Origin of the sequence: Brevundimonas sp. (assembly GCF_041648055.1) — a bacterium.
GTDB lineage: Bacteria > Pseudomonadota > Alphaproteobacteria > Caulobacterales > Caulobacteraceae > Brevundimonas.
This window is the reverse complement of sequence record NZ_JBAZPS010000003.1, coordinates 122,641-145,352: the sequence shown is the minus strand read 5'-3', so window position 1 is coordinate 145,352 and position 22,712 is coordinate 122,641. Positions and strand designations below refer to the sequence as shown.

Below are 22,712 nucleotides of genomic sequence, written 5' to 3'. Positions count from 1 at the left end.
AAGGCGCCACCGATCCAGAAGGGCAGTCTATGATCCCGCCTGTGCCTGTTGATCGGCATCGATCAGCCGCTGCCTGACCGCGTCAGGTGCCGCCTCGGCCCAGTTCAACAGCTTATCCAGCACAGGACACAGGGTCTGTCCCCACTCGGTCAGGTGATACTCGACCTTGGGCGGCACCTGGGGGTGGACGATACGCGCGACGACGCCGTCCAGCTCCAGTTGTCGAAGTTGCTGGATCAGCATCTTCTGCGACACACCGGGAATGGCCCGTTCCAGTTCCGAGAAGCGCCGGACGTTCGCCCCGAACAGCTGGAACAGGATGACCAGCTTCCACCGGCCCTCCAGAATCCGGATCACATTCTGGGCGCTCGAGGCGGCCGTCTGCGGGGTGTAGTCCACCGGCTTACCGTCGGGTGCGTACCTTACCTTTTCGTCCGTACTTGCCATCTCAACAGCTTATTTCCAGTTTGGTCGGGACACAACAGCCATGCCGGAGCGCCCGATGATCCCCGACCTGCCCAGACCCATCGCCGACTATGTCGCGGCCAATGCCCGCCTCGACCTCGAAGGCATGGTCCAGCCCTTCGCCCCTGATGCCGTCGTGGAGGACGACCGGCATCGTCATGTCGGCCATGCCGAGATCCGGTCGTGGATCCAGCAGGAAACTGTCGCCAGCAGGGCCATCTTCACCCCTGACACCCTGCATCACGAGGGCGACCACGTTGTGGTCGAGGGACCTACCGTGGGTGACTTCAAAGGCAGCCCGCTGCGGTTCACCTTTCGCTTCACCCTGGATGGCGATGTCATCCGCGCGCTGAGGATCACGCGGTGACTGCGCGTCCTGATCCCAGCGAGTTCGACGGACAGAGAGTGCTCGTCACGGCTGGCACCAAGGGCGCAGGCCGGGCAACAGTGGAGCGCTTCCTGGCCGGCGGGGCCCGCGTCATCACCGCCGCGCGGGAGCCTTCCCCGACGTCGAACGCGGCCGAATTCGTCAAGGCCGACCTCCTGACGCTGGACGGGTGCGAGGCCCTGGCCGAGGCGGCGATGACTCGTCTGGGCGGGATCGACATCATGGCCCATGTCGTCGGCGGCTCGTCGTCGCCCGCAGGCGGTTTCGCGGCCCTGAGCGAGGATCATTGGCGCACGGAGCTGGATCTGAACCTGATGCCCGCCGTCCGTCTGGATCGGCTGCTGGCACCCCAGATGATCGCGGGGGGACACGGGGCCATCGTCCATATGGCCTCCATCCAGCGCGCCCTGCCCCTGCCGGAGTCCACCATCGCCTATGCGGCGGCCAAGGCGGCCCTGACCACCTACAGCAAGGCCCTGTCGAAAGAGCTTGGGCCGAAGGGCGTTCGGGTCAATGTGGTGTCGCCCGGCTGGATCGCGACCGAGGCGGCCGACGCCCTGCTTCAGCGGATCGCGGCCGAGACCGGAGGGTCGGTGGAAGAGGCCCGGCAGACGGTCCTGGACGGGCTCGGCGGCATACCGCTGGGCCGCGCCGCCAGACCCGAGGAGGTCGCCGAACTGATCGTCTTCCTCGCTTCGACGCGGGCCTCCGCCATTCACGGTGCGGAATATGTGATCGACGGAGGCACCATCCCGACCATCTGAACCGGGCGGCAGGAGGGGGTCGGTTCATGGTGCCTTTCCGACCCCAATCCTTGCACCCCTCCCGACCCTGGAATGGAGACTCTCGACGCTCAGCGACCCCGACTTTCTTACTCCAGCACCCTTGCGATCATCCCGCACCCTCCCCTTGCCAGTCCAGGCGGTATCGGCGGCGATGCAGGCCGCGAAGGGGTCTTTCACATCGTCAGTATCATCGGAACGCGGGCCTCAATGGGGCCTCGACCCCGCCTCGCACCCGGCTGACACTCCGCGTTTCAAAACTGAAAAGGGCACCCCTATTTTTGGGGAGACACCAACCCTTCTGGACCCTGTCTCAGCCGGATCGTCGTGGCGGGTGCCCCCTTCCGGGAACCGGTTCGCCCCAGCCCTGTTGGCTCTGGACCACTCATTCAGGGATCAGGACCATGGCCGATAAACAGTCTCAGGGACGCCAGGACAACGCCGCCTCGCCGGGCGGCAAGCCGGATCCCGCCACCTCGGACGAGGCGGTACGCCGGACCGGGTTGAAGTCGCGCAAAGCCGCCGGGCCGGATGGGCCGGATGCCACGGTCGTCGGCGACACCTTCAAGGCCGCGCCGGGCCAGTCCTCCGACAAAGCCGACTGACCGTCGAAGGCCTTACTCGGCTGGATCAGCGCGCCGGCCCGTCCCCACCACCTCGCCGATGTGGGCCACGCCCCTCGCCTCGGCGATCTGCATCTGGCGCTTGCGTTCCGCATATCGGGCCTTCTGAGTCTCGGAGCGCTCGTCGTGGCAGCGCGGGCAGCAGACGCCTTCGACATAGTGGGGCGAGGCGCGGTCGGCCTCGCTGACCGGCATGCGGCAACCCCGGCACAGGCTGTGGGTACCGGGGGTCAGGCCATGACCCACCGCGACCCGCTCGTCGAACACGAAGCATTCGCCCGACCACAGGCTCTGGTCCTCGGGCACCGTCTCCAGATAGCGCAGGATGCCGCCTTCCAGATGGTGCACGTCCTGCACGCCCTGCGCCTTCAGATAGGCCGTCGATTTCTCGCAGCGGATGCCGCCGGTGCAGTACATGGCCACGCGAGGCGGCGTCGGTCGATCCAGCAGGGCGCGGCCCTCGCGATCGAACCAGTCGGCGAACTCTCGAAAGCTGCGGGTGTTGGGCTGGACGGCCCCGGCGAAGGCCCCGATTGCGCCCTCATAATCATTGCGTGTGTCGATCACGACGGTGTCCGGATCGGCGATCAGGGCGTTCCAGTCCTCGGGGGCCACATAGGTCCCGGCCTGGCGCACGGGGTCCAGCCCGACCTGGCCCATGGTCACGATCTCGGCCTTGATCTTCACCTTCAGCCGCAGGAACGGCGGCGTGGCGGCGGTCGAGTATTTCACGTCCAGTTCGCCGAACCCTGGCATGGCCCGGATGCCGTCGATCACCGCCTCTACGGCTGCGTACGGCCCCGCGATCGTCCCATTGATCCCCTCAGCCGCCACTAGCAGGATGCCGCGGACCTCGCTCCCGCACAGCGCCTTCAGCCGGTCGCGCACGGCGGCGCAGTCCGCGACGGGCGCAAAGCGGTACAGGGCAGCGACGCGAAATGGGGCGGACGGTTCGGTCATGGGGTGCGCCCCATGCCACATCCGCCCGCCTCTGGCGAGCGAGCGGGCTCTAGCCCTGCTTCTCCAGCGGCCCCAGGCCGCCGTCTGCCTGTGCCACACGATAGGTCGCCAGGACCCGCGCCTCGTACGGCTTGGCCAGGATGGTCGACACCGTGTGCAGTTCCGCCGTCAGAGCCTCGGGCGTGAACTTAAGCAGCACGAACCCCTTGGCCTTCTGGTCGCAGAACTCGACCTCCGGATTGGCCTGGGTCAGGGCCATGCCCAGAGGGAAGGCCCCCAGGAAGTCGCCCGGCGAGGGGCTGGAGATGGCGCTGGTGCCAAACTCCACCGCCCGCCGCTCTCCGGCATCGTCCTTCAGGTCGTTGACCCAGAAGGCGTGGCTATCGCCGGCGAGAACCACCGGGGTCACGCCCGCCGCCTTGAACGTCTGGTACAGACGCTCGCGCCCGACCGGATAGCCGTCCCAGGCATCGAGGTTGAACGGCAAGCCCGATTTGAACAGTTCGATCAGCTGGGCCACCTGGGGCCGCACCGCCTCGGGCAGGCTGCCGATCATGGTCGCGATCTGCTGCGGGCTCGCCATCTGGGACAGATTGGGTCCGGCCACGCGGGCGGTGACCACCTGATTGCCCAGCACCTGCCAAGGCCGACCCGCCGCCTTCGATGCGGCCAGTTCGCTGCCCAGCCAGTCGCGTTGCGGCGCATCCAGCAGATCTCGCGACGGATCCGCCAGCCGTGTCCGGAATGCCGCCACGTCCGGGGCAGGCTGGCCGTCCGGCCCGGCCGAGAAGGTCAGGTCCTTTTCATAGGTAAGCTGCTCGCCGCGCCCCGACAGCCGCGTCTCGACCATCATCAGGCTGGCCAGATTTCCGAAATGGAAGGTCCGGTTGATCGCCTCGCGCAAGGCACCCGGAGCCGCCTCCCGAATGGGCATCCATTCGTAATAGGCCCGCAGCGCCGTCGCCTTGCGGGTGGCATAGTCGCCCTCGGTCTCCGGCTGATGGTTCTCGGCCCCGGAGACCCAGCTGTCGTTGGTCACCTCATGGTCATCCCAGACGCAGATGAACGGGGCCCGCGCATGCGCCGCCTGCAGGTCCGGATCGGACTTATACTGGGCGTGACGCAGCCGATAGTCCTCCAGGCTGACGATCTCGTGCGGCGGCTGCGGCAGCCGGTTCAGGGCCGCGCCCGTGACCATGCCATAGTCGTCGGCCTCGGCCCCATATTCATAGATGTAGTCGCCCAGATGGACGACGGCATCCAGCCGCTCCAGCTTCGCAATGGCGTCATAGGCGTTGAACAGCCCGCCCGGATAGAGCTGACAGGAGACGACCGCCAGGCTCAGGTCCGGCGTCGCGCCCTCCGGGAGGGTCCTGACCCGACCGACGGGCGAAACGACATCCCCCGCCACGAAGCGGTAGAAATACCGCTGCCCCGGCTCCAGCCCCTGGCCGTCCAGGTCGTGCTTGACGGTGAAGTCCCGCTCGGCTCGCGCACGCAAACCGTTCGAGGTCCGCACGATGTCGACAAAGGCCTCGTCTCGCGCCACCTCCAGCCGCACCTCGATATCGCCAGAGTTGGCATCGGACGGCGTCACGCGCGTCCAGAATACGGCAGAGTGCCGGTCCGGATCGCCGCTGGCCACGCCGTGCAGGAAGGCGACCGTGCCGGGCGACTGTGCCCCCGCCTGATTGGTGGGCAGGGCCACGGCCCCGCCCCCGATCAGACCCAGAAGACTGCGGCGATCCATGTTCATGGTCATGTCCTCAATACCGGACCGTGAAGCCGACGCCGTAGCTGGCCCCGCGCCCTGCGATGAAGGTCGGCAGGCCCAAGGCGTCGCCTGTATTGCCCGCATCCTTGATGTATTCCTCGTCCAGGATGTTGTCCCCGAACGCTTCCACACCCCAGTTGCCCGAGTTCGGCGCATAGCGGATGCGCAGGTTCAGCAGGCCATAGCTGTCCTGAAACTCGTCCTGAACCAGGTCGGCCACAAAGTTGCGGGTCTGCAATGAAGGCAGGTCGTTGTTGTCGTCGAAAAAGGTCTTGGACTGCCAGGTATAGGTCGGCTGGACCTCGATCCGCCCATCCCCGGCCGTCACCCGCCAGGTCGCACCGATCGACGCCTTGTGGTCCGGCGACAGGCGGAAACGATTGCCGTCGAAGATGCCCGCCTCGAAACGCGAATGGTTGTAGGCATAGGTGGCAAAGACGTCGAAGGCGTCGGAGACCTCATACGTAGTCTGCCCCTCGAAGCCGTAGGAGGTAGCTTCGCCCGCATTGGTGGTGATGAAGGTGGTCCCGTTCTGGATCGTGGTCTGGAAGTTTTCGTAGGCGTAGTGGAAGATCGCGCCTTCCAGACGCAGGCGACGATCCATCAGGGCTGTTTTGGCCCCGACCTCGTAGCTGTCGACCGTCTCGGCGTCGATGACGTTGAAGGTGGGGGCACCCAGCGGTGCGGACGGTCCGCTGACGCTCAGCACCTGCGGACGGCGACCGCGCGCATAGTTGGCATAGACGCTGGCGTCATCGGACAGGGCGTAGCGAGCCGTCAGACGCCAGGTAAAACCGTCGTCCTCCAGATCCTGATAGACGAAATCGCCGTTGTTCGCCGTCGGCTGCGACGTCAGGCCGAACAGGGGCAAGACGTTGGCGGGCAGGTTCACGGCATTAGGGTTGGCAAGGCCGGCCAGTAGTCCTGGCACCTGCGCGGGCGGCACGGCACCGCTAAGGATGGCCAGCAGGCCGCCCGCGATCGAACGGCCATTGGCGACCGAGCTGGCATAGCCGGTGGTCTTGTCGTCGGTCGTGTAGCGCAGACCTGCCGCAAACTCGAGCCGCTCGGTCGCCTTGAACGTCACGTCGGCGAAGATGTCGTAGGAGGTCAGCTCGGCGCTGTTGATCGGGGTTTCAATGTGGCCCGATTTCAGATTGGCCGCGATCGGCGCGGCGAGAGCCCCGGCCCCCAATGGCGTCAGGGCGGCGGTCAGGAAACCTGCCGCCACGGTCGAATAGGCCGCCGACGGCAGGGTGTTGCGGCCCGCCGCCGTCGGCGACCCGTCCAAAAGGCCGCCAAGCTGAGCCAGGGCCATACGCTCGTCGAACTGGGTCGGCGTGCGCTGGAAGCCTTCCTCGCGGAACCAGCCTGCGCCGATGAAGCCGCTGAAACGCCCGCCATCGTCATAGGCCAAGCGGAACTCCTGGCTCCACTGTTCGCCCTGCGCATCCTCGGCCGCCGTCAGCAGCGGCAACGACAGGCCGTCAGCGTCGAACGTCTCATAAGAGTTGAACTCGCGATAGGCGGTGGTCGAATTCAGGCTGATCGACGGAGTCAAATCCCAGCGAACCAGGCCGGTCACGCCCCAGACATCGCGGTCCAGGCCGAGGGTCTTGCCGCCGTCGAAGTTGGCGAACGGCGTCAGGGCCGCGCCCTCCCAAGGTTCCGAGCTGCCCAGCACCGCTCCCGTCGTCGGATCAGACGGTAGGTAGAAGTTGGACTTGAACGATGTGCCCGACGCCTCGTCCTGCTGATAGTTGGCGATAAAGTCGATGCGCAGGGCCTCGGATGGATGCCAAGCACCCGACAGGCGGAAGGCTTCGGTTTCGATGCTGTTGTAGTCCTCGCCGCCCAGCAGGTTCTCGACCGAACCGTCCCGGCTTTTCAGGCGGGTCGCAAAACGCAGGGCCGCGTCATCGCCCAGCGGCACATTGATCATGCCGTCGTAGCGCCCATAAGCATAATCGCCGACCTCCAGCGAAGCGGCAGCGTCGAACACGCCTGGACGCGCGCGGTTCTGGACGATGTTGACGGCACCGATCAGAGCGCCACGGCCGTACAGGGTCGACTGCGGACCCTTGGCGATCTCGACCCGCTCCAGATCAAACAGCTCGACGTAGGAGCCGCGCGATTTCGAAATGGACACCCCGTCCTGAAACACCGACACGCGAGGCTCGGCGGTCGAAACGCCCGAATCGGAGGTGATGCCGCGCATCACGAAACCGGGGTTGTTGGGCGACTGGTTCTGCACCAGGAAGCCGGGCACGAAGGCCGACAGCTGATCGAACTCCTGAACGCCCAGTTTTTCCAGGAAGTCGCCCGTATAAGCGGTCAGGGCGAAGGGCACCTCGATCGGATCCTGAGCCCGCAACTGGGCGGTGACGACGATCTCATCCAGTTCTGTCGCGTCAGGTGCGTCCTGCGCAGCAGCAGTGTTTGCCAGCCCGGCGAAGGTCAGTCCTGCCGCCGCACAAAGAAGCCGTGTTCTGAAGCCGATCGAAGTGCGCATGGTGTCCCCCGCTGAAATGCAGGGTCCGGACGTAACCAGCGTTCATGCACGACAGACGACGGTCTGACGCATGAAAGGTGAAGCTATGCCGACGACTCAGTGACGGTCGTTCCGCCCAAGGAGCGAATGGTCAGACCAGTCGGCTCTGCACCACTGCCGCCTCGATGAAGCCGGCAAACAGGGGGTGCGGCGCAAACGGGCGGCTCTTCAGCTCGGGGTGATACTGCACCCCGACGAACCACGGGTGGTCCTCACGCTCGACCGTTTCGGGCAACACCCCGTCGGGCGACAGGCCGGCGAAGATCAGCCCGGCCTTGGCCTCGATGGCCTCGCGGTAGTTGATATTGACCTCATAGCGGTGACGGTGCCGCTCGCTGATGGTCGTCGAACCGTACATCTGGGCGATCTTGGAGCCAGGCTTCAGCGTCGAATCATAGGCCCCCAGCCGCATGGTGCCGCCCAGGTCGCCGCCTTGCTGGCGCAGCACGCGCTGGTTGCCCTGCGTCCATTCGGTCATCAGACCGACGACCGGTTCGGTCGTCGGGCCAAACTCGGTGGAGGAGGCCTTGGAATATCCGGCCAGATTCCGCGCGGCCTCGATGACCGCCATCTGCATGCCGAAACAGATGCCGAAATAGGGGATGTTGCGCTCGCGGGCGAACCGCGCCGCCTCGATCTTGCCCTCTGACCCGCGCTCGCCAAAGCCGCCGGGGACAAGCACCGCATGAGCCCCCTGCAGCCGCTGCTCGCAAGCCTCCGGATCGCCCTCAAAGGTGTCAGCCTCGACCCAGTCGATGTTGACCTTGACGTTGTTGGCGACGCCGCCGTGATGCAGGGCCTCGATCAGGGATTTGTAGGCGTCCTTCAGAACCGTGTACTTGCCGACCACGGCCACTGTGACCTCGCCGTCAGGGTGCAGGCGGCGTTGGGCGATGGTTTCCCAGCGCGACAGGTCCGGCGCGGGCGCGTCGGCCATGCCAAAATGCGCCAGCACCTCGGCGTCCAGGCCCTCGCGGTGATAGTCCAGCGGCACGGCGTAGATATCGTTGGAATCCATCGCCTGGATGACGCCGCTGGGCCGCACGTTGCAGAACAGGCCGATCTTGCGCTTCTCGTCCTCGGGAATCGGAAACTCGCAGCGGCACAGCAGGATGTCCGGCTGGATGCCGATCGAACGCAGCTCCTTGACCGAATGCTGCGTCGGCTTGGTCTTCATCTCCCCGGCCGTCTTGATGAATGGAAGCAGGGTCAGGTGGACGAAGCAGGACTGACCGCGCGGCAGGTCCTGGCCTAGCTGGCGGATCGCCTCGAAGAAAGGCAGGCCTTCGATGTCGCCGACCGTGCCGCCGATCTCGACCAGGACGAAATCGACGTCATCGCCGTCATCAGTCAGGGCCGGAGTCAGACAGAACTGTTTGATCTGGTCGGTAACGTGCGGAATGACCTGGACGGTCGCGCCCAGATAATCGCCGCGCCGCTCCTTCTCCAGAATTGTCGAATAGATACGGCCCGTGGTGATGTTGTCGGACTTGGCCGCCGATACGCCCGTGAACCGCTCATAGTGACCCAGGTCCAGATCGGTTTCGGCCCCGTCATCCGTGACGAAGACCTCGCCATGCTGATAGGGACTCATCGTGCCCGGATCGACGTTCAGATAGGGGTCGAGCTTTCGCAGACGGACCTTGTAACCACGCGCTTGCAAGAGCGCGCCGAGAGCGGCTGAGGCGAGGCCTTTTCCCAATGAGGAAACCACGCCGCCGGTGATGAACACGTAACGGGCCATGGGAAATCACCTTACCGCTGATTCGACGGCATTGCTGGACAGACTATTGGGACGGGAGCGGAAGGCGGGGATAAACTCCCCGCCCATCCTTATTGTGCCGGTGCGGGCTGGGCCGGAGCCGGGGTCGTCGCCGGGGCGGAGGGCTGCGACAGGCTATTCTCCAGGTCCTGCAATGACGGCGCGGCCGGTGCTGCTGGTGTCGGCGCGGCCGGCGTTCCCGCAGGAGCAGTTTGGCCCGACGGCGGCGTGGCCAGTTCCCCGATGGCATTGGGATCAACGATCGACTGGCTAGCCCGCTCGACATTGCCAAGAATGGTCAGGGCCACGGCCAGGACGAAGAAAATGCCCGCGAGCCACCAGGTCGTGACAGTCAGCAGGTTGCCCGCACCGCGCGCCGTCATCATGCCAGATGGGCCGCCGCCCATACCGAGCGCGCCCCCTTCGGAGCGCTGGATCAGGATCACGCCTGCAAGCGCGATCGAGACGAGAATCATGGCGACGAGGAGAATGGTCTGGAGCATGGCAGCCGATATGTGTGGCGCGAGGCCGCGCCGATCAAGCGGCGGCGTCTATCATTGTTGATGCGTGGGAGCAAACAGGCTTGAGCGATCAGGCGGCCCGGATAATGCCCAGGAAATCGGCGGCCTTGAGAGAGGCTCCACCGACGAGGGCTCCGCCCACTTCCGGAACGGCCAGGATGTCGGCCGCATTGTCCGGCTTGACCGATCCGCCATACAGGATCGGCACAGCCGCCACGCCAAGACCCAGCCGCTCGATCATGGCGCTGCGCACCGCGCAGTGAACCTCTTCGATCTGCCGAAGCGTCGGCGTCAGGCCCGTGCCGATGGCCCAGACCGGCTCATAGGCGATCGCGAACGATTGTCCGGTCAAAGCGGCTGGCAGGGATTGCATGACCTGACGGCGCACCACCTCTACCGCCTGCCCCGCCTCGCGCTGCGTGAGCGTTTCACCCACACAGACGATGGGAGCCAGGCCTGCGTTGAAAGCCGCCTGAGCCTTGGCGGCGACGACGGCGTCTGTCTCGCCATGCCCCTGACGACGTTCGGAGTGGCCGACGATGACCAGGCTCGCACCGGCATTGGCCAGCATCGCCGCAGACACATCGCCGGTGAAGGCCCCCTTGGGCTCCGGACTGCAATCCTGCCCTCCGATTTCGACGACACTGTCTCTCACACGCTCGACCATGCGATGCACCAAGGTCGCTGGCGGGCACAGGGCCACGCGGCAGGCAGCAGGGTCATTTGTCAGTTCGGAGACCAAGACATCGACCTCGGCCAGATCGGCGGCCAGGCCGTTCATCTTCCAATTTCCGGCGATCAACTTCACGGATTGTTTCATACGGGAATGTCTAGGTCGGGCCCGCCGTCGAATGCAAGATGCCTACCTGCGATCCGACTTGCGCCATCATCCCGTGGCGTCGTCTTGCCGATGGGGGGCGCAAGGCCCTATAGCCCCGGCAATACATTTGACGCCGATCCTTCAGGACCGATTCATGCTGACCCTGTTCCGCAACTTCGCCAAATCCAAATGGGCCGTTGGTCTGCTGGTTCTGATGGGCCTGGCCCTGGTCGTGACTGGCGGCACCCAGATGGATGTCCTGGGCAGCCTGGGCCCCAAACACATCGTCAGCGCTGGCGACCGCAGCATCGACGCGCCCCAGTTCCGGGCCGAAATGGACGCCATCCTTCGTCAACAGGGCGAACAGGCGGGTCGCGCGGTGACCTTCGAGGAACTGACCGCTGGCGGTGGCCTGACGCAATATCTGTCGCAGAAAGCCGAAACGATGGGCTTTCTCGCATGGGCCGCCAAGGCTGGCGTCCGCCCCAGCGCCGAACTGGTTCTGAGCCGCATCCGCCAGGAAAGCGCCTTCTTCGACACGCTGACCGGCAGGTTTAGTCAGGAGCAGTATGTCACCATGCTGCAGCAGAATAATCTGACCCCGGCCATGTTCGAGCAGGAACAGCGCGACGTTTACACCCAGCGCCACATCGGCGCTGCCATGGGGGCCGGGGCCCGCCTGCCCCGCGTCTATGCTGCCGTCCTGGCCAATCAGTCGTTGGCCACACGCGATGCCCGCTGGTTCACCGTCACCCAGGCCATGGCCGGGACAGCAGGGACGCCGACCGACGCCCAGCTGACCGCCTTCATGGCCGAGAATGCCGCCCAGATCCGTAATCCGGAGTTCCGCAGCGCCACCGTCATCCTGTTCGACAATGCCGCCGATGCCTCTGCCGGGGTGACCGAGGAACGCGTTGCCGAACGCTACCGCCTGCGGCAGGAGAGCCTGGCTCAGCCCGAGCGCCGGACGTTCACCACATTGACCGCTCCGAACCGCGAGACAGCGCAGCGCATCTCTGCAGCACTCAAGTCCGGACAGACGCCGCAATCCGTCGCCCAGGCCAACAATCTTCAGCCTGCCGACTATGCCGACACGCCGCGCAGCGCTGTGGGCGACCCGGCGGTTGCCGCCGCTGTCTTTGGCCTGGCCGTCGATCAGGCGTCCGACCCCGTCCAGGCTCGCGTCGGCTTTGTGGTTGCCAAAGTCACAGCCATAACCGAGGGCCGCCCGGTCACCCTGGCGGATGTCCGTCCCCAGATCGTCGAGGAGCTTCAGGCCGAAGCTGTACGCGCCGGCATCTTCCGCCGCGTCCAGGCCTATGAGGCAGCTCGAGGCGAGGGCACGTCGGTCGATGATGCTGTAACTCAGGTCGGCGCTCGCGCCCTGCCGGTTCAACTGGTGAGCCAGGACGGCCGGTTCCAGAACGGCTCCCAGTTTAATGGCCCGCCACGGATCCTCGAATCCATGTGGTCCCTGTCCAAAGGCGCAGCCAGCGAGGTCATCGACGCCGGCAACAGCCAGTATTTCGTCGTCCGCCTCGACGAGGTCGTGCCTGCGGCCTTGCCGCCTCTGGCTGAAATCCGCGAGCCCCTCGCCCAGCAATGGGTGCTGCGTGAGAACGCCCGCCTGCTGACTGACCGCTCCAACGCCCTCGCTGCCCGGGTTCGCGGAGGCGAGGACATCGCCGCCGTCGCCGCTTCGGTCGGGGCGCAGGTCCAGACGCGAACCGGCCTGTCGCGCGAATCCCAGGAAGAGGTAGGCCCCGGCGTCTTCCGCGGTGCCTTCACAACCGCCAAGGGCGAGGTGTTCACAGGCCAGCAGACCAACGACAGCTTCGTTATTGGCCGAACCGACGCAATCAATGCGCCGTCCGCGACCGTGGCCGCACCGCTGGCACAGCAGATTGGTCCGCAACTGGGCCAGGAGAACATGAACGGTGTCCTCCAGACTCTCCTGAAAGCGGCCGCAACCCGTACCGAAGTCGGATTCGATGAGCCTGCGGCCCGCGTCGCCCTGGGGCTGCCGGAAACCGCTCCCGCCACTCCGGCAGGCGCGACCCCGGGCGCAGCGACGGCCCCCTCCCCCGCCCCGGCGCAATGACGACAGGCTTCGCGGAGATCCGGTTCGACGATTTCGCGGCAGGCTGGGCCGATAGACGCCCGCAAGTCGTCACGCGTCGGCTGGTCGACGATCTGGAGACGCCGGTCTCGGCCTTTCTGAAGGTCGGGCATGGGCGAACCCACGCCTTTCTTCTAGAATCGGTCGAGGGCGGTGCCGTCAACGGCCGCTATTCGATCATCACGCGTGAGCCTGACGTCGTCTGGCGCTGTCGGGATGGTCAGGCTGAAGTGGCCCGAGGGGCCGCGATCGACACCGCGACCTTCTCGCCCGAAACGCAGGACGCCCTGACATCCCTACGCACACTGATGGGCGCATCACGATTCACCCTGCCCGACGGCCTCCCCCCCATGGCCGCCGGACTGTTCGGTGTCTTCGGCTATGACATGGTACGGCTGCTGGAGCCCTTGGGCGAGGCCAATCCCGACCCGCTGAACCTGCCCGACGCCGTCCTGACCCGCCCGACGCTGGTCGCGGTGTTCGATTCGGTCAGCCACGAGATTGTCCTGGTCGCCGCCGCCTATCCCGATGGCGGCGAGGATGTCGAAACGGCGTGGCAGCGCGCCACGGAACGTTTGAACGCCTTCGAGCGCGACTTGCGCGCCCCCCTACCCGCCATTCCCGCCGCCGTGCCCGCCGAGATCGCGTCGTTCGGCTCCCCCGTCGATGGATCAGGTTTCAGCGACCTGGTCGCCAGGGCCAAGGACTACATCGCGGCAGGCGACATCTTTCAGGTCGTGCTTAGCCACCGCTTCTCGGCCCCGTGGGACGGCGATCCGTTTGCCTTCTATCGGTCACTGCGTCGTCGGAACCCGTCGCCCTATCTGTTCTATCTGAACTTCGGTGACTTCCAGCTCGCCGGGTCCAGCCCGGAAATCCTTGTCCGGCTGAAGGATGGTCGCGTCACCATCCGCCCACTGGCCGGTACCCGCCCGCGCGGCGAAACTCCAGAGATCGACCGCGCGCTGGAAGCCGAACTGCTGGCTGATCCCAAGGAGCGCGCCGAACATCTGATGCTGCTGGATCTGGGTCGCAATGACGTGGGCCGCGTTTCGGCCCCCGGCACGGTCGAGGTCATCGAGAGCTTCCGCATCGAACGCTACAGCTCGGTCATGCACATCGTCTCGGAAGTTCAGGGCGCGGCCGACCCCTCGCTGGACGCCGTCGACACCCTGCTGGCCGCCCTGCCCGCAGGCACCCTGTCGGGTGCGCCAAAGGTGCGGGCCATGGAAATCATCGACGAGTTGGAAACGACCAAGCGCGGCGTCGGCTATGGCGGAGGCGTGGGCTACATCTCGGCGGGGGGCGAGGCGGACATCTGCATCGTCCTGCGCACCGCCCTGTTCACCGATGGCCAGATATTCGTGCAGGCAGGCGCGGGCGTCGTGGCCGACAGCGATCCGGCCGCCGAATATGCCGAGACCCGCGCCAAGGCCAACGCCCCGATGCGGGCCGCCGAGGACGCGTGGCGCTACCCGTTCGGCAATCGCTAGCGGGTCTGGCTGATCTCGTCGGGGGCAGGAAAGCTGACACCGGCGCCCAGCACCATCACCCCGGCCATGGCCACCGCCGACACCGCAGCCAAGGCGGCGGCGGCCAGGGTGGCGTAGGCGCTGCCCGTCGAGACAGGCTGGATCGTCAGCAGCAATCGCACCTTGTCGAAGTCTGTCGGCGTCACGGGCTCCTCCATCGAGTGTCCCGAAATCGGACAGAACCGGTTAATGCGCCCTTACTGTCGCGGCACCTTGGCCTCAGCGCCCTCAGCCCCTAGAACCGCCCGCATGATCCTGGTCGTCGATAACTACGACAGCTTTACCTACAACCTCGTCCACTACCTCGCGGAGTTGGGCGCGGAGACGCGCGTCGTGCGCAACGACGACCTGACGGCAGCCGAGGCCTGGGCCTTGAAGCCGGAGGCCGTCCTGCTGTCGCCTGGTCCCTGCACGCCTAACGAAGCCGGCATCTGCCTGGCTCTACTGGACACCGCGCCGCTGGACATGCCGATCTTTGGCGTCTGCCTGGGCCACCAGGCGATGGGCCAGGCGTTCGGCGGCGACGTGATCCGCGCCAAGGCCCTGATGCACGGCAAGACCTCGCCCATGCTGCATGAGGGCAAGAGCGTGTTCGCGGGCCTGCCCTCGCCATTCACCGCGACCCGCTACCACTCGCTGGCGGTGAAACGCGAGACCTTGCCCGATGTGCTGGAGGTCACCGCCTGGACCGCAGACGGCGAGATCATGGGCCTGGCCCACAGGACGCGCCCGATCCACGGCGTTCAGTTCCATCCCGAATCGATCGCTACCGAGCATGGCCACGACCTGCTGGCCAATTTCCTGGACCTGGCCAACGTCAAGCGCCGGGCGATGGTCTGAGCATGGCCGACAATGTGAAGGGCTTGCTAGCAAAGCTGGTCGACGGCCGTGTGCTGTCCAGTGAGGAGGCGCATGCCTTCTTCGCGGCCTGCCTGCGGGGCGAGCCGACCCCGGCCCAGGTCGCCGCGGCCGTCACCGCCCTGCGTATTCGCGGGGAGACGGTGGAGGAGATCGCGGCCTTCGCCACCGCCATGCGCGACGCGGCCCTGACGCTGGACCATCCCTACGACGTCATCGACACCTGCGGCACGGGCGGCGACGGCCAGCATACCTTCAACATCTCGACGGCCGCCGCCCTTGTGCTGGCGGGTGCAGGCCTGAAGGTCGCCAAGCACGGCAACCGGGCGCTCAGTTCCAAATCCGGTTCGTCTGACGTCCTGTCGATGCTGGGCGTTAACCTGGCCGCGACACCCGCCCAGCAACTGCGGGCGCTGGAGACGGCTGGCATCGCCTTCCTGTTCGCCCCGACCTACCATGGGGCCATGCGCCATGTCGGGCCCGTGCGCGCCGAGATCGGGTTCCGTACCGTCTTCAACCTGCTGGGACCGCTGTCCAATCCGGCTGGCGCCAAACGCCAGGTCATGGGCGTCTACGACCCACGCCTGCTGGAGCCGCTGGCTGAGGTACTGGGCCGACTGGGCGCCACCCGCGCCTGGACCGTGCACGGCCAGGGCCTCGACGAACTGACCACCACCGGTCCGACCGAGGTGGCGGAATGGAAGGACGGCACGGTCCGCCGTTTCACCGTCACGCCCCAGGACGCCGGCCTGCCGCTGGCGTCCATCGACGACATTCGCGGCGGCGACGCAGAGGTCAACGCCGCTGCCCTCACCGCCCTGCTGGCCGGAGAGCGGGGGGCCTACCGCGATATCGTCCTGCTGAACGCGGCTGCCGCTCTGGTGGTGGGCGAGCGCGCCGACGACCTGGCCCAGGGCGTGACCCTGGCCGCCCGCGTCATCGACGACGGCCATGCGGCACAGGCCCTCGCGGCCCTGGTCACGGCCACCAATACCCCGATCGAGGACGACCCGGCATGACCGACATTCTCAGCCAGATCGCCGCCTACAAGCGCGAGGAGGTCGCCGCCCGCAAGGCCCGCACCTCCCAGTCCGCGATGGAAGCCCTGGCTACGGCTGCCTCGGCCCCGCGTGGCTTTCGCGCTGCGCTGGAGCGGCATGTCGAGGACACAGGCCGTCCCGCCCTGATCGCCGAGATCAAGAAGGCCAGCCCGTCCAAGGGGCTGATCCGCTCCGACTTCGACCCACCCGCCCTCGCGCGCGCCTATGAACGTGGCGGTGCCAACTGCCTCTCCGTCCTGACCGACGGCCCCAGCTTTCAGGGTGACGACGCCTTCCTGGGCCAGGCGCGCGACGCCACCGCCCTGCCCTGCTTGCGCAAAGATTTCCTCGTCGATCCGTGGCAGGTGGCCGAGAGCCGGGCGCTGGGGGCCGACTGCATCCTGATCATCCTGGCCATGATCGATGACGCGCTGGCGGCCGAGCTACTGGCCGAGGCCGAACGGTTCGGCATGGACGCCCTGATCGAGACCCATGACGAGGCCGAAATGGCCCGCGCCTGCATGCTGGGCGGCGATCTGGTCGGCATCAATAACCGGTCGCTGCGCACCTTCGAGGTCGATCTGGAGACCACCGCCCGCCTGGCCATGCTCAGCCCGGTCCGCGCCCTGCTGGTCGCCGAAAGCGGCATCTTCACCGCCGACGACATGGCCACTGTTTCGGAGGCGCATGCGCAGGCCGCCCTGGTGGGCGAAAGCCTGATGCGTCAGCAGGACGTCGAGGCGGCGACGCGGACTTTGCTGGCGGCCTGAAACTCGCCTTCTGCCGTTAAGTTGACATTAGGCAAGAACACTTACAGAACATCGCCAACGGTTCACGCCTTGTTCTGGACGATTCGACGCCATGCTCACGCGCAAACAGCACGAACTTCTGATGTTCATTCATGAGCGGATTCAGGAAACGGGCGTCTCGCCCTCCTTCGACGAAATGAAGGAGGCGCTGGATCTGGCGTCCAAGTCGGGCATCCATCGCCTGATCACGGCGCTGGAAGAGCGGGGCTTCATCCGCCGCCTGGCGCACCGGGCGCGGGCTCTGGAAGTGACGAAACTGCCGGATCAGGCCGCGACCGGCGGTCGTGCCGTCCGCGCGCCCTTCCGTCCGGGCGTGATCGAGGGTGGTCGCACCTCGGCCGCCGAGCCTGCCAACGACACACGCGAACTGTCCCTGATGGGCAAGATCGCCGCCGGTACGCCCATCGCCGCCATCGAGCACGAAACCGCCCGCTATCCGGTGCCGGAATCCATGCTGGGAGCCGGAGAGCACTACATTCTGGAGATCGAGGGCGATTCCATGATCGAGGCCGGAATTCTGAACGGCGATATGGTCATCATCAAGAAGTCCGACAGCGCCAACTCCGGCGAGATCGTCGTCGCCTTGGTCGAGGGCGAGGAAGCCACGCTGAAGCGCCTTCGCAAGAAGGGCGGCTCCATCGCGCTGGAGCCGGCCAACCGCAACTATGAAACCCGCATATTCGGCCCCGATCAGGTCGAGGTGCAGGGCAAGCTGGTTGGCCTGCTGCGTCAGTATCACTAACCCGCGTCGGCGGTGTCCGCATCGCCGAACCGGCTCCACGGGCGGTCGCCCCTGACGTCTGACGTCCAGACCCCTCGCCAGCCACTGGCTGACGCCGCGTCACGCCACAACTCCACCGCTCCCCCCCGCGCATAATCGGTGCCGTCCAGGATAAGTGTGTCAGAGCATTCGGCTGGCAACGTCGGAACTGAGGAACGCACCGACACGACCTCAGCCGCAGCGCAAAGGCTGGACAACTGCCCGTCCGACGGAGCCTTCTTGCCCCACCAGACGGCGACCGGACCGGCTTTGGCCGTGTCGGGGGCACAGGAAAACCGCGTGCAGGTCCAGCCCTCGCCCTGTCGCTCGACCGGCTCGAGCCCGCGCCTGCGGCTCCAGACATCCACCGCGAACTGGCGGATACCGGGGCGAGTCACAACGGCCTGATCCTCTCGCACGAAGGCCGCCTGTGTGCCGCCGTCTCCGATCCAGAGGTCTGGCGTGGGCGCTCTTGGCCAGATCATGACGGCCATGGCCAGCGGCAGGCCCAACCATCGCATCGGCCCGCGCCAGAGACAGCAGAACAGTACACCGAGGAAGGCGATGGGCAGGACATAGTCCGGCGCGCTGGCCACGGTCTTCACTGCGCCGGGCAGACCCGCCGTCCACGCCCCGATCGCAAGCATCAGTCCAATCCCCTGCCCGGCCAGCCACAGGAAGGGCGCGCCCAGCCCCACCGGCTCCAGCAAGGCCCCCAGTGCCAGCGCCGGCATGATCAGGAAATCCGACAGCGGGGCGGTCGCCAGATTGGCCACCAGCCCGTACATAGCTGTGCGGTTGAAATGCTGCATGGCGAATGGGCCGGTCGCCGCCCCGGCTACCAGACTGGCCATGACCGCCGCCGCCACCCAGACGCCGGTCTGCTGAACGATCCGGATGGGCCAGGGCACCGAGATTTCATGTGGCCGTCGTGGCCAGACCTCCACCAGAGCGACCAGAGCGGCCGTTGCGGCGAACGACATCTGGAACCCCGGCGTGACGATGGCCTCGGGCTGCAGCAGCAGGACGACGAAGGCCGCCACCGCCAGCGCATGCATGGTGATCGCCTGTCGATCCAGCAGAATGGCGATGAAGGCGATGGAGGCCGTGATCGCGGCCCGCTCCGCCGGTGGCGGATGACCCGACACGACCAGATAGGTCCCCACCGCGATCAGCCCGCCCCAGGCCGCCACCTTCTTGCCGGAGACCCTCAGAGCCAGCCACGGCCAGCAGGCCACCAGAAACCGCACCAGAAAGAAGGCGAACCCGCCGACCACCGCCATGTGCAGGCCCGAGATCGACAGGATGTGCGCAAGTCCCGAATCCCTCATGATCTCGACCTCGGCGGGATCCAGCCAGGCCTCCTGCCCCGTGGTCATCGCGGCCGCCACGCCGCCGGTACGCGGCCCCAGCCGCTCCACGATCCGCCGCGCCAGATCGAACCGCATGGCATTCACCGCCATTGCTGCGCGCAGGCTCCAGGGCGGCGGGGCCAGATCGATCGCCCTCGGCTCGCCCAGGCCGAACGCCACGCCTCCGAGGCTCTGGAAGTAGGCGTTTCGTCCGAAATCGTACGCTCCCGGACTGGCCGGAGCCGGAGGCGGATTGATGATGGCGAACAGGCGGATGGCCGTGCCCGGCTCCGGGATCGACCCACGCACTGTCGCCCGCAGCCGCTCCGGCGTGTCCTCAGGGGCTAGACCCCGCACGCGCACCGGGGCGATGACCACACGCGGTCCGGCCGACCCTGGGCTGTCGACGTCGACGACCCAGCCCTCGACCACAGTCGGCTCGGCCATCGCAGGCGCGATGGGGGCCGCCACGGCATCGGTCCGCAGTTTCGAAACAGCCAGGCCCAGGGCGAAACAGGCCAACAGCATCAGAGGCAGGGTCCACAGCCTCGCCGCGCCTCGCCATCGCGAGATCAGCCAGACTCCCGCCGCTACCGCCGCGATCAGAAGAAGCGGCCACAGCGGCGGCTCGACCTTCAGGCCGAAATAGACGGCGCACCCGCCGCCGAATGCCACCGGGGCCCACATGCGCCAGCGCAGGGTCTGGGCCGCAACCTGGGCCGACAGGAAGGCAAGAATCCGCGACGCAGCCGTGGGCTTTGTCGCGGCGGGCGCTATAACGCCCCCCATGACCTCCACGCCCGTCCCCGCCACGTCCGAAGTCGTCACCCGCTTCGCCCCCTCACCGACCGGATATCTGCACATAGGAGGGGCAAGGACGGCGCTTTTCAACTACCTTTACGCGAAAGGCCAGGGCGGGAAGTTTCTGGTCCGCGTCGAGGATACCGATCGCGAGCGGTCGACCGACGATGCGGTCAAGGCCATCTTCGACGGCCTGAGCTGGCTGGAGCTGTTCGCGGACGAAGAGCCCGTCTTCCAGTTCAGCCGCGCCGATCGCCACCGCGAGGTCGCCAACATCCTGCTGGAAACGGGTCACGCCTACCGCGACTTCCTGACCGCCGAGGAAACCGGTGCCCTGCGCGACGAAGCGAAGGCCCAGGGCCGCATCTTCGAATCGCCATGGCGCGACCGTACGCCCAGCGTCGACGACCTTATGCAGCCGCACACCGTGCGGTTCCGACGTCCCGCCGGCGCTGCCGTGCTGGTCGAGGATGCCGTGCAAGGTGCTGTGCGATGGGACTCGGCCTCGCTCGACGACCTGGTGATCCTGCGGTCGGACGGCGCACCGACCTATAATCTGGCTGTGGTCGTGGACGATCACGACATGGGCGTAACCCACGTCATTCGCGGCGACGATCACCTGAACAACGCCGCGCGCCAGAGCCTGATTTACGACGCCCTGGGCTGGGCCCGCCCGACCTTTGCTCACATCCCGCTGATACACGGCCCCGACGGAGCCAAGCTGTCCAAGCGACACGGGGCCCAGGCGGTGCATGAATATGCCGAGATGGGCTATCTGCCCGAGGCCATGCGCAACTACCTGGCCCGGCTAGGCTGGGCGCACGGCGATGACGAGCTGTTCAGCGACGAACAGGCGCGGGAGTGGTTCGATCTGGACGGCGTGGGCAAGGCCCCGGCCCGACTGGACTTCGACAAACTGGCCCACGTCAATGCGCATTGGATCCGCCTGGCCGACGACGACCGCCTGGCCAAGATGACGCTGGATACGCATCTGGCCCGTGGCCACACGCTGGCACCGGATGACGAAGACCGGCTACTGCGGGCCATGCCCTTCCTGAAGGATAGGGCGAAGACCACACTGGAACTGGCGGACCAGTCGAACTTCGTGCTGCGTCAGCGACCGCTGGCGATTTTCGAAAAGGCCCTGCCGCTGCTGACCGGCGAGTCGGGTCAGCGTATCGCCCGCCTGCGGGATCGGTTGAAGCTATTCGCGAGTTGGGACGTCTTCGCCCTCGAAGCCGAGCTGAAAGCCTTTGCCGAGGAAGAAGCCGTGGGCTTTGGCAAGATCGGACCAGCGGTGCGCGCCGCCCTGACCGGCGACGGCGTTTCGCCCGATATCGCCAAGACCTTGGCCGCTTTGGGGCGAGAAGAAAGCCTCGGGCGCTTGGATGATGCGTTGCAACAGACTATCTAACTTTCAGACTGAAACGCGACGGCGCCTCCCCGCGCCAATCGCAAGGGTGCAAGGGGCCTAGATGACCGACACTGCCAAATCCGCCACGCTGACCTATGGCGACAAGTCCGTAGACCTGCCGGTCCTGACCGGCTCGACCGGCCCGGATGTCATCGACATTCGCAAACTGTATGGCGCGACCGACGCCTTCACCTTCGACCCCGGTTTCACATCCACTGCGGCCTGCGAAAGCGCTATCACCTTCATCGATGGTGACGCCGGCATCCTGCTGCACCGCGGTTATCCGATCGGTCAACTGGCGTCGAAGTCCAACTTCGTCGAGGTGTGTCACCTGCTGCTGCACGGCGAACTGCCCACCGCCGCCGAGTACGAGAAGTTCGAAAACAGCATCACGATGCATACGATGCTGCATTCCCAATTCGACCGCTTTTTCGAAGGGTTCCGTCGCGACGCCCACCCGATGTCGATCATGGTCGGGACGGTCGGGGCGCTGTCGGCCTTCTATCACGACAGCCTGGACATCCATGATGCCCGTCAGCGTGAGATTTCGGCGATCCGCCTGATCGCCAAGATGCCGACCATCGCCGCGCGGGCCTACAAATATCACATCGGCCAGCCCTTCGTGTCGCCGCGCAACGACCTGACCTATGCCGAGAACTTCCTGCGCATGTGTTTCGCCGTTCCGGCCGAGGACTATGAGGTCAATCCGGTGCTGGCCAAGGCCATGGACCGCATCTTCACCCTGCATGCCGACCACGAGCAGAATGCCTCGACCTCAACCGTGCGGCTGGCCGGATCGTCGGGTGCAAATCCGTTCGCCTGTATCGCTGCGGGCATCGCCTGCCTGTGGGGTCCCTCGCATGGCGGTGCCAACGAAGAAGCGCTGAATATGCTGAAGGAGATCGGCACCCCGGACAAGATTCCGGAGTTCATCGAGGGCGTGAAAGCCAAGAAATACAAGCTGATGGGCTTCGGCCACCGGGTCTACAAGAACTACGACCCGCGCGCGACGGTGATGAAGGAAAGCGCCGACGAAGTGTTGGCCGCCGTCGGCGATCCCAACGATCCGCTGTTCCAGGTCGCCAAGGAACTGGAGCGGATTGCGCTGAACGACGAATATTTCATCGAGCGCAAGCTGTTCCCGAACGTCGACTTCTATTCCGGCATCACCCTGTCGGCCATGGGCTTCCCGACCTCCATGTTCACCGTCCTGTTCGCCCTGGCCCGCACTGTGGGCTGGATCGCCCAGTGGCAGGAAATGATCGGCGATCCGTCGCAGAAGATCGGTCGTCCGCGCCAGCTCTATACCGGGCCCACCGAACGCGACTATGTCCCGATCCAGCAGCGGGGCTAGGGCTTAAAGCGCCTTGATACAGTTGGA

20 protein-coding genes are annotated in these 22,712 nt (G+C 66.1%); 11 read left to right on the top strand and 9 right to left on the bottom strand.

What is annotated here, in order from left to right:
• Positions 1–27: 27 nt before the first annotated feature.
• Entirely contained in the window at positions 28–447 is a 420-nt protein-coding gene (locus tag WC585_RS08800; protein ID WP_373257441.1) for a winged helix-turn-helix transcriptional regulator, read from the bottom strand.
• Positions 448–502: 55 nt separating this feature from the next.
• Between WC585_RS08800 and WC585_RS08795 the strand changes: the two genes are divergently transcribed.
• The 3 genes from WC585_RS08795 to WC585_RS08785 all read left to right on the top strand — a co-directional run bounded on the left by WC585_RS08795 (position 503) and on the right by WC585_RS08785 (position 2,240).
• A complete protein-coding gene (locus tag WC585_RS08795; RefSeq protein ID WP_373257440.1) occupies positions 503–832 on the top strand; it encodes a nuclear transport factor 2 family protein in 330 nt (109 codons plus the stop codon).
• Complete coding sequence (locus WC585_RS08790) at positions 829–1,617, top strand: SDR family oxidoreductase (protein ID WP_373257439.1); 789 nt, start codon at positions 829–831, stop codon at positions 1,615–1,617. The genes WC585_RS08795 and WC585_RS08790 overlap by 4 nt, the downstream gene beginning before the upstream one ends.
• A gap of 422 nt (positions 1,618–2,039) precedes the next feature.
• Positions 2,040–2,240 (top strand): hypothetical protein, encoded by a 201-nt coding sequence (locus WC585_RS08785; protein ID WP_373257437.1) that lies wholly within the window; start codon positions 2,040–2,042, stop codon positions 2,238–2,240.
• A 12-nt stretch (positions 2,241–2,252) separates the two neighbouring features.
• Here the strand turns inward: WC585_RS08785 and WC585_RS08780 are convergent, their stop codons facing one another.
• From WC585_RS08780 to tpiA, 6 genes are all read right to left on the bottom strand, one after another.
• Positions 2,253–3,218, bottom strand: coding sequence for a rhodanese-related sulfurtransferase (locus WC585_RS08780; RefSeq protein WP_373257435.1), 966 nt, complete (start codon positions 3,216–3,218; stop codon positions 2,253–2,255).
• A gap of 49 nt (positions 3,219–3,267) precedes the next feature.
• Complete coding sequence (locus WC585_RS08775) at positions 3,268–4,974, bottom strand: alkaline phosphatase (protein WP_373257434.1); 1,707 nt, start codon at positions 4,972–4,974, stop codon at positions 3,268–3,270.
• A 10-nt stretch (positions 4,975–4,984) separates the two neighbouring features.
• Positions 4,985–7,504, bottom strand: coding sequence for a TonB-dependent receptor (locus WC585_RS08770; RefSeq protein ID WP_373257433.1), 2,520 nt, complete (start codon positions 7,502–7,504; stop codon positions 4,985–4,987).
• 130 nt (positions 7,505–7,634) lie between these two features.
• Entirely contained in the window at positions 7,635–9,287 is a 1,653-nt protein-coding gene (locus tag WC585_RS08765) for a CTP synthase (RefSeq protein ID WP_373257432.1), read from the bottom strand.
• A gap of 89 nt (positions 9,288–9,376) precedes the next feature.
• Positions 9,377–9,808, bottom strand: coding sequence for a preprotein translocase subunit SecG (gene secG, locus WC585_RS08760; protein WP_373257431.1), 432 nt, complete (start codon positions 9,806–9,808; stop codon positions 9,377–9,379).
• An 88-nt stretch (positions 9,809–9,896) separates the two neighbouring features.
• Positions 9,897–10,646 (bottom strand): triose-phosphate isomerase, encoded by a 750-nt coding sequence (gene tpiA / locus WC585_RS08755; protein WP_373257430.1) that lies wholly within the window; start codon positions 10,644–10,646, stop codon positions 9,897–9,899.
• Between the two features lie 154 nt (positions 10,647–10,800).
• On the opposite strand from tpiA, the gene WC585_RS08750 reads away from it, so the two are divergent.
• Positions 10,801–12,747 (top strand): peptidyl-prolyl cis-trans isomerase, encoded by a 1,947-nt coding sequence (locus tag WC585_RS08750; RefSeq protein WP_373257429.1) that lies wholly within the window; start codon positions 10,801–10,803, stop codon positions 12,745–12,747.
• A complete protein-coding gene (gene trpE / locus WC585_RS08745; RefSeq protein WP_373257428.1) occupies positions 12,744–14,258 on the top strand; it encodes an anthranilate synthase component I in 1,515 nt (504 codons plus the stop codon). Before WC585_RS08750 ends, trpE begins: the two co-directional genes overlap by 4 nt.
• Here trpE and WC585_RS08740 read toward each other — a convergent pair.
• The gene (locus tag WC585_RS08740) at positions 14,255–14,443 is read right to left on the bottom strand and encodes a hypothetical protein (protein WP_373257427.1); all 189 of its coding nucleotides are present in this window, start codon (positions 14,441–14,443) and stop codon (positions 14,255–14,257) included. The two genes, trpE and WC585_RS08740, sit on opposite strands and share 4 nt — an antisense overlap.
• 103 nt (positions 14,444–14,546) lie before the next feature.
• Here WC585_RS08740 and WC585_RS08735 point away from each other — a divergent pair, with 103 nt between their 5' ends.
• The 4 genes from WC585_RS08735 (at position 14,547) to lexA (ending at position 17,746) form a co-directional block, all read left to right on the top strand.
• Complete coding sequence (locus WC585_RS08735) at positions 14,547–15,137, top strand: aminodeoxychorismate/anthranilate synthase component II (RefSeq protein WP_373257426.1); 591 nt, start codon at positions 14,547–14,549, stop codon at positions 15,135–15,137.
• A gap of 2 nt (positions 15,138–15,139) precedes the next feature.
• A complete protein-coding gene (gene trpD / locus WC585_RS08730) occupies positions 15,140–16,174 on the top strand; it encodes an anthranilate phosphoribosyltransferase (protein WP_373257425.1) in 1,035 nt (344 codons plus the stop codon).
• Positions 16,171–16,965 (top strand): indole-3-glycerol phosphate synthase TrpC, encoded by a 795-nt coding sequence (gene trpC / locus WC585_RS08725; RefSeq protein WP_373257423.1) that lies wholly within the window; start codon positions 16,171–16,173, stop codon positions 16,963–16,965. The genes trpD and trpC overlap by 4 nt, the downstream gene beginning before the upstream one ends.
• Before the next feature lie 91 nt (positions 16,966–17,056).
• On the top strand, positions 17,057–17,746 hold the full coding sequence (gene lexA / locus WC585_RS08720; protein ID WP_373257422.1) for a transcriptional repressor LexA: 690 nt from the start codon (positions 17,057–17,059) through the stop codon (positions 17,744–17,746).
• Here lexA and WC585_RS08715 read toward each other — a convergent pair.
• The gene (locus tag WC585_RS08715) at positions 17,743–19,905 is read right to left on the bottom strand and encodes a ComEC/Rec2 family competence protein (RefSeq protein ID WP_373257685.1); all 2,163 of its coding nucleotides are present in this window, start codon (positions 19,903–19,905) and stop codon (positions 17,743–17,745) included. The genes lexA and WC585_RS08715 overlap by 4 nt on opposite strands.
• On the opposite strand from WC585_RS08715, the gene gltX reads away from it, so the two are divergent.
• Entirely contained in the window at positions 19,904–21,331 is a 1,428-nt protein-coding gene (gene gltX, locus WC585_RS08710) for a glutamate--tRNA ligase (RefSeq protein ID WP_373257420.1), read from the top strand. The two genes, WC585_RS08715 and gltX, sit on opposite strands and share 2 nt — an antisense overlap.
• Before the next feature lie 61 nt (positions 21,332–21,392).
• Entirely contained in the window at positions 21,393–22,685 is a 1,293-nt protein-coding gene (gene gltA / locus WC585_RS08705) for a citrate synthase (protein WP_373257418.1), read from the top strand.
• The last annotated feature ends 27 nt before the right edge of the window (positions 22,686–22,712 follow it).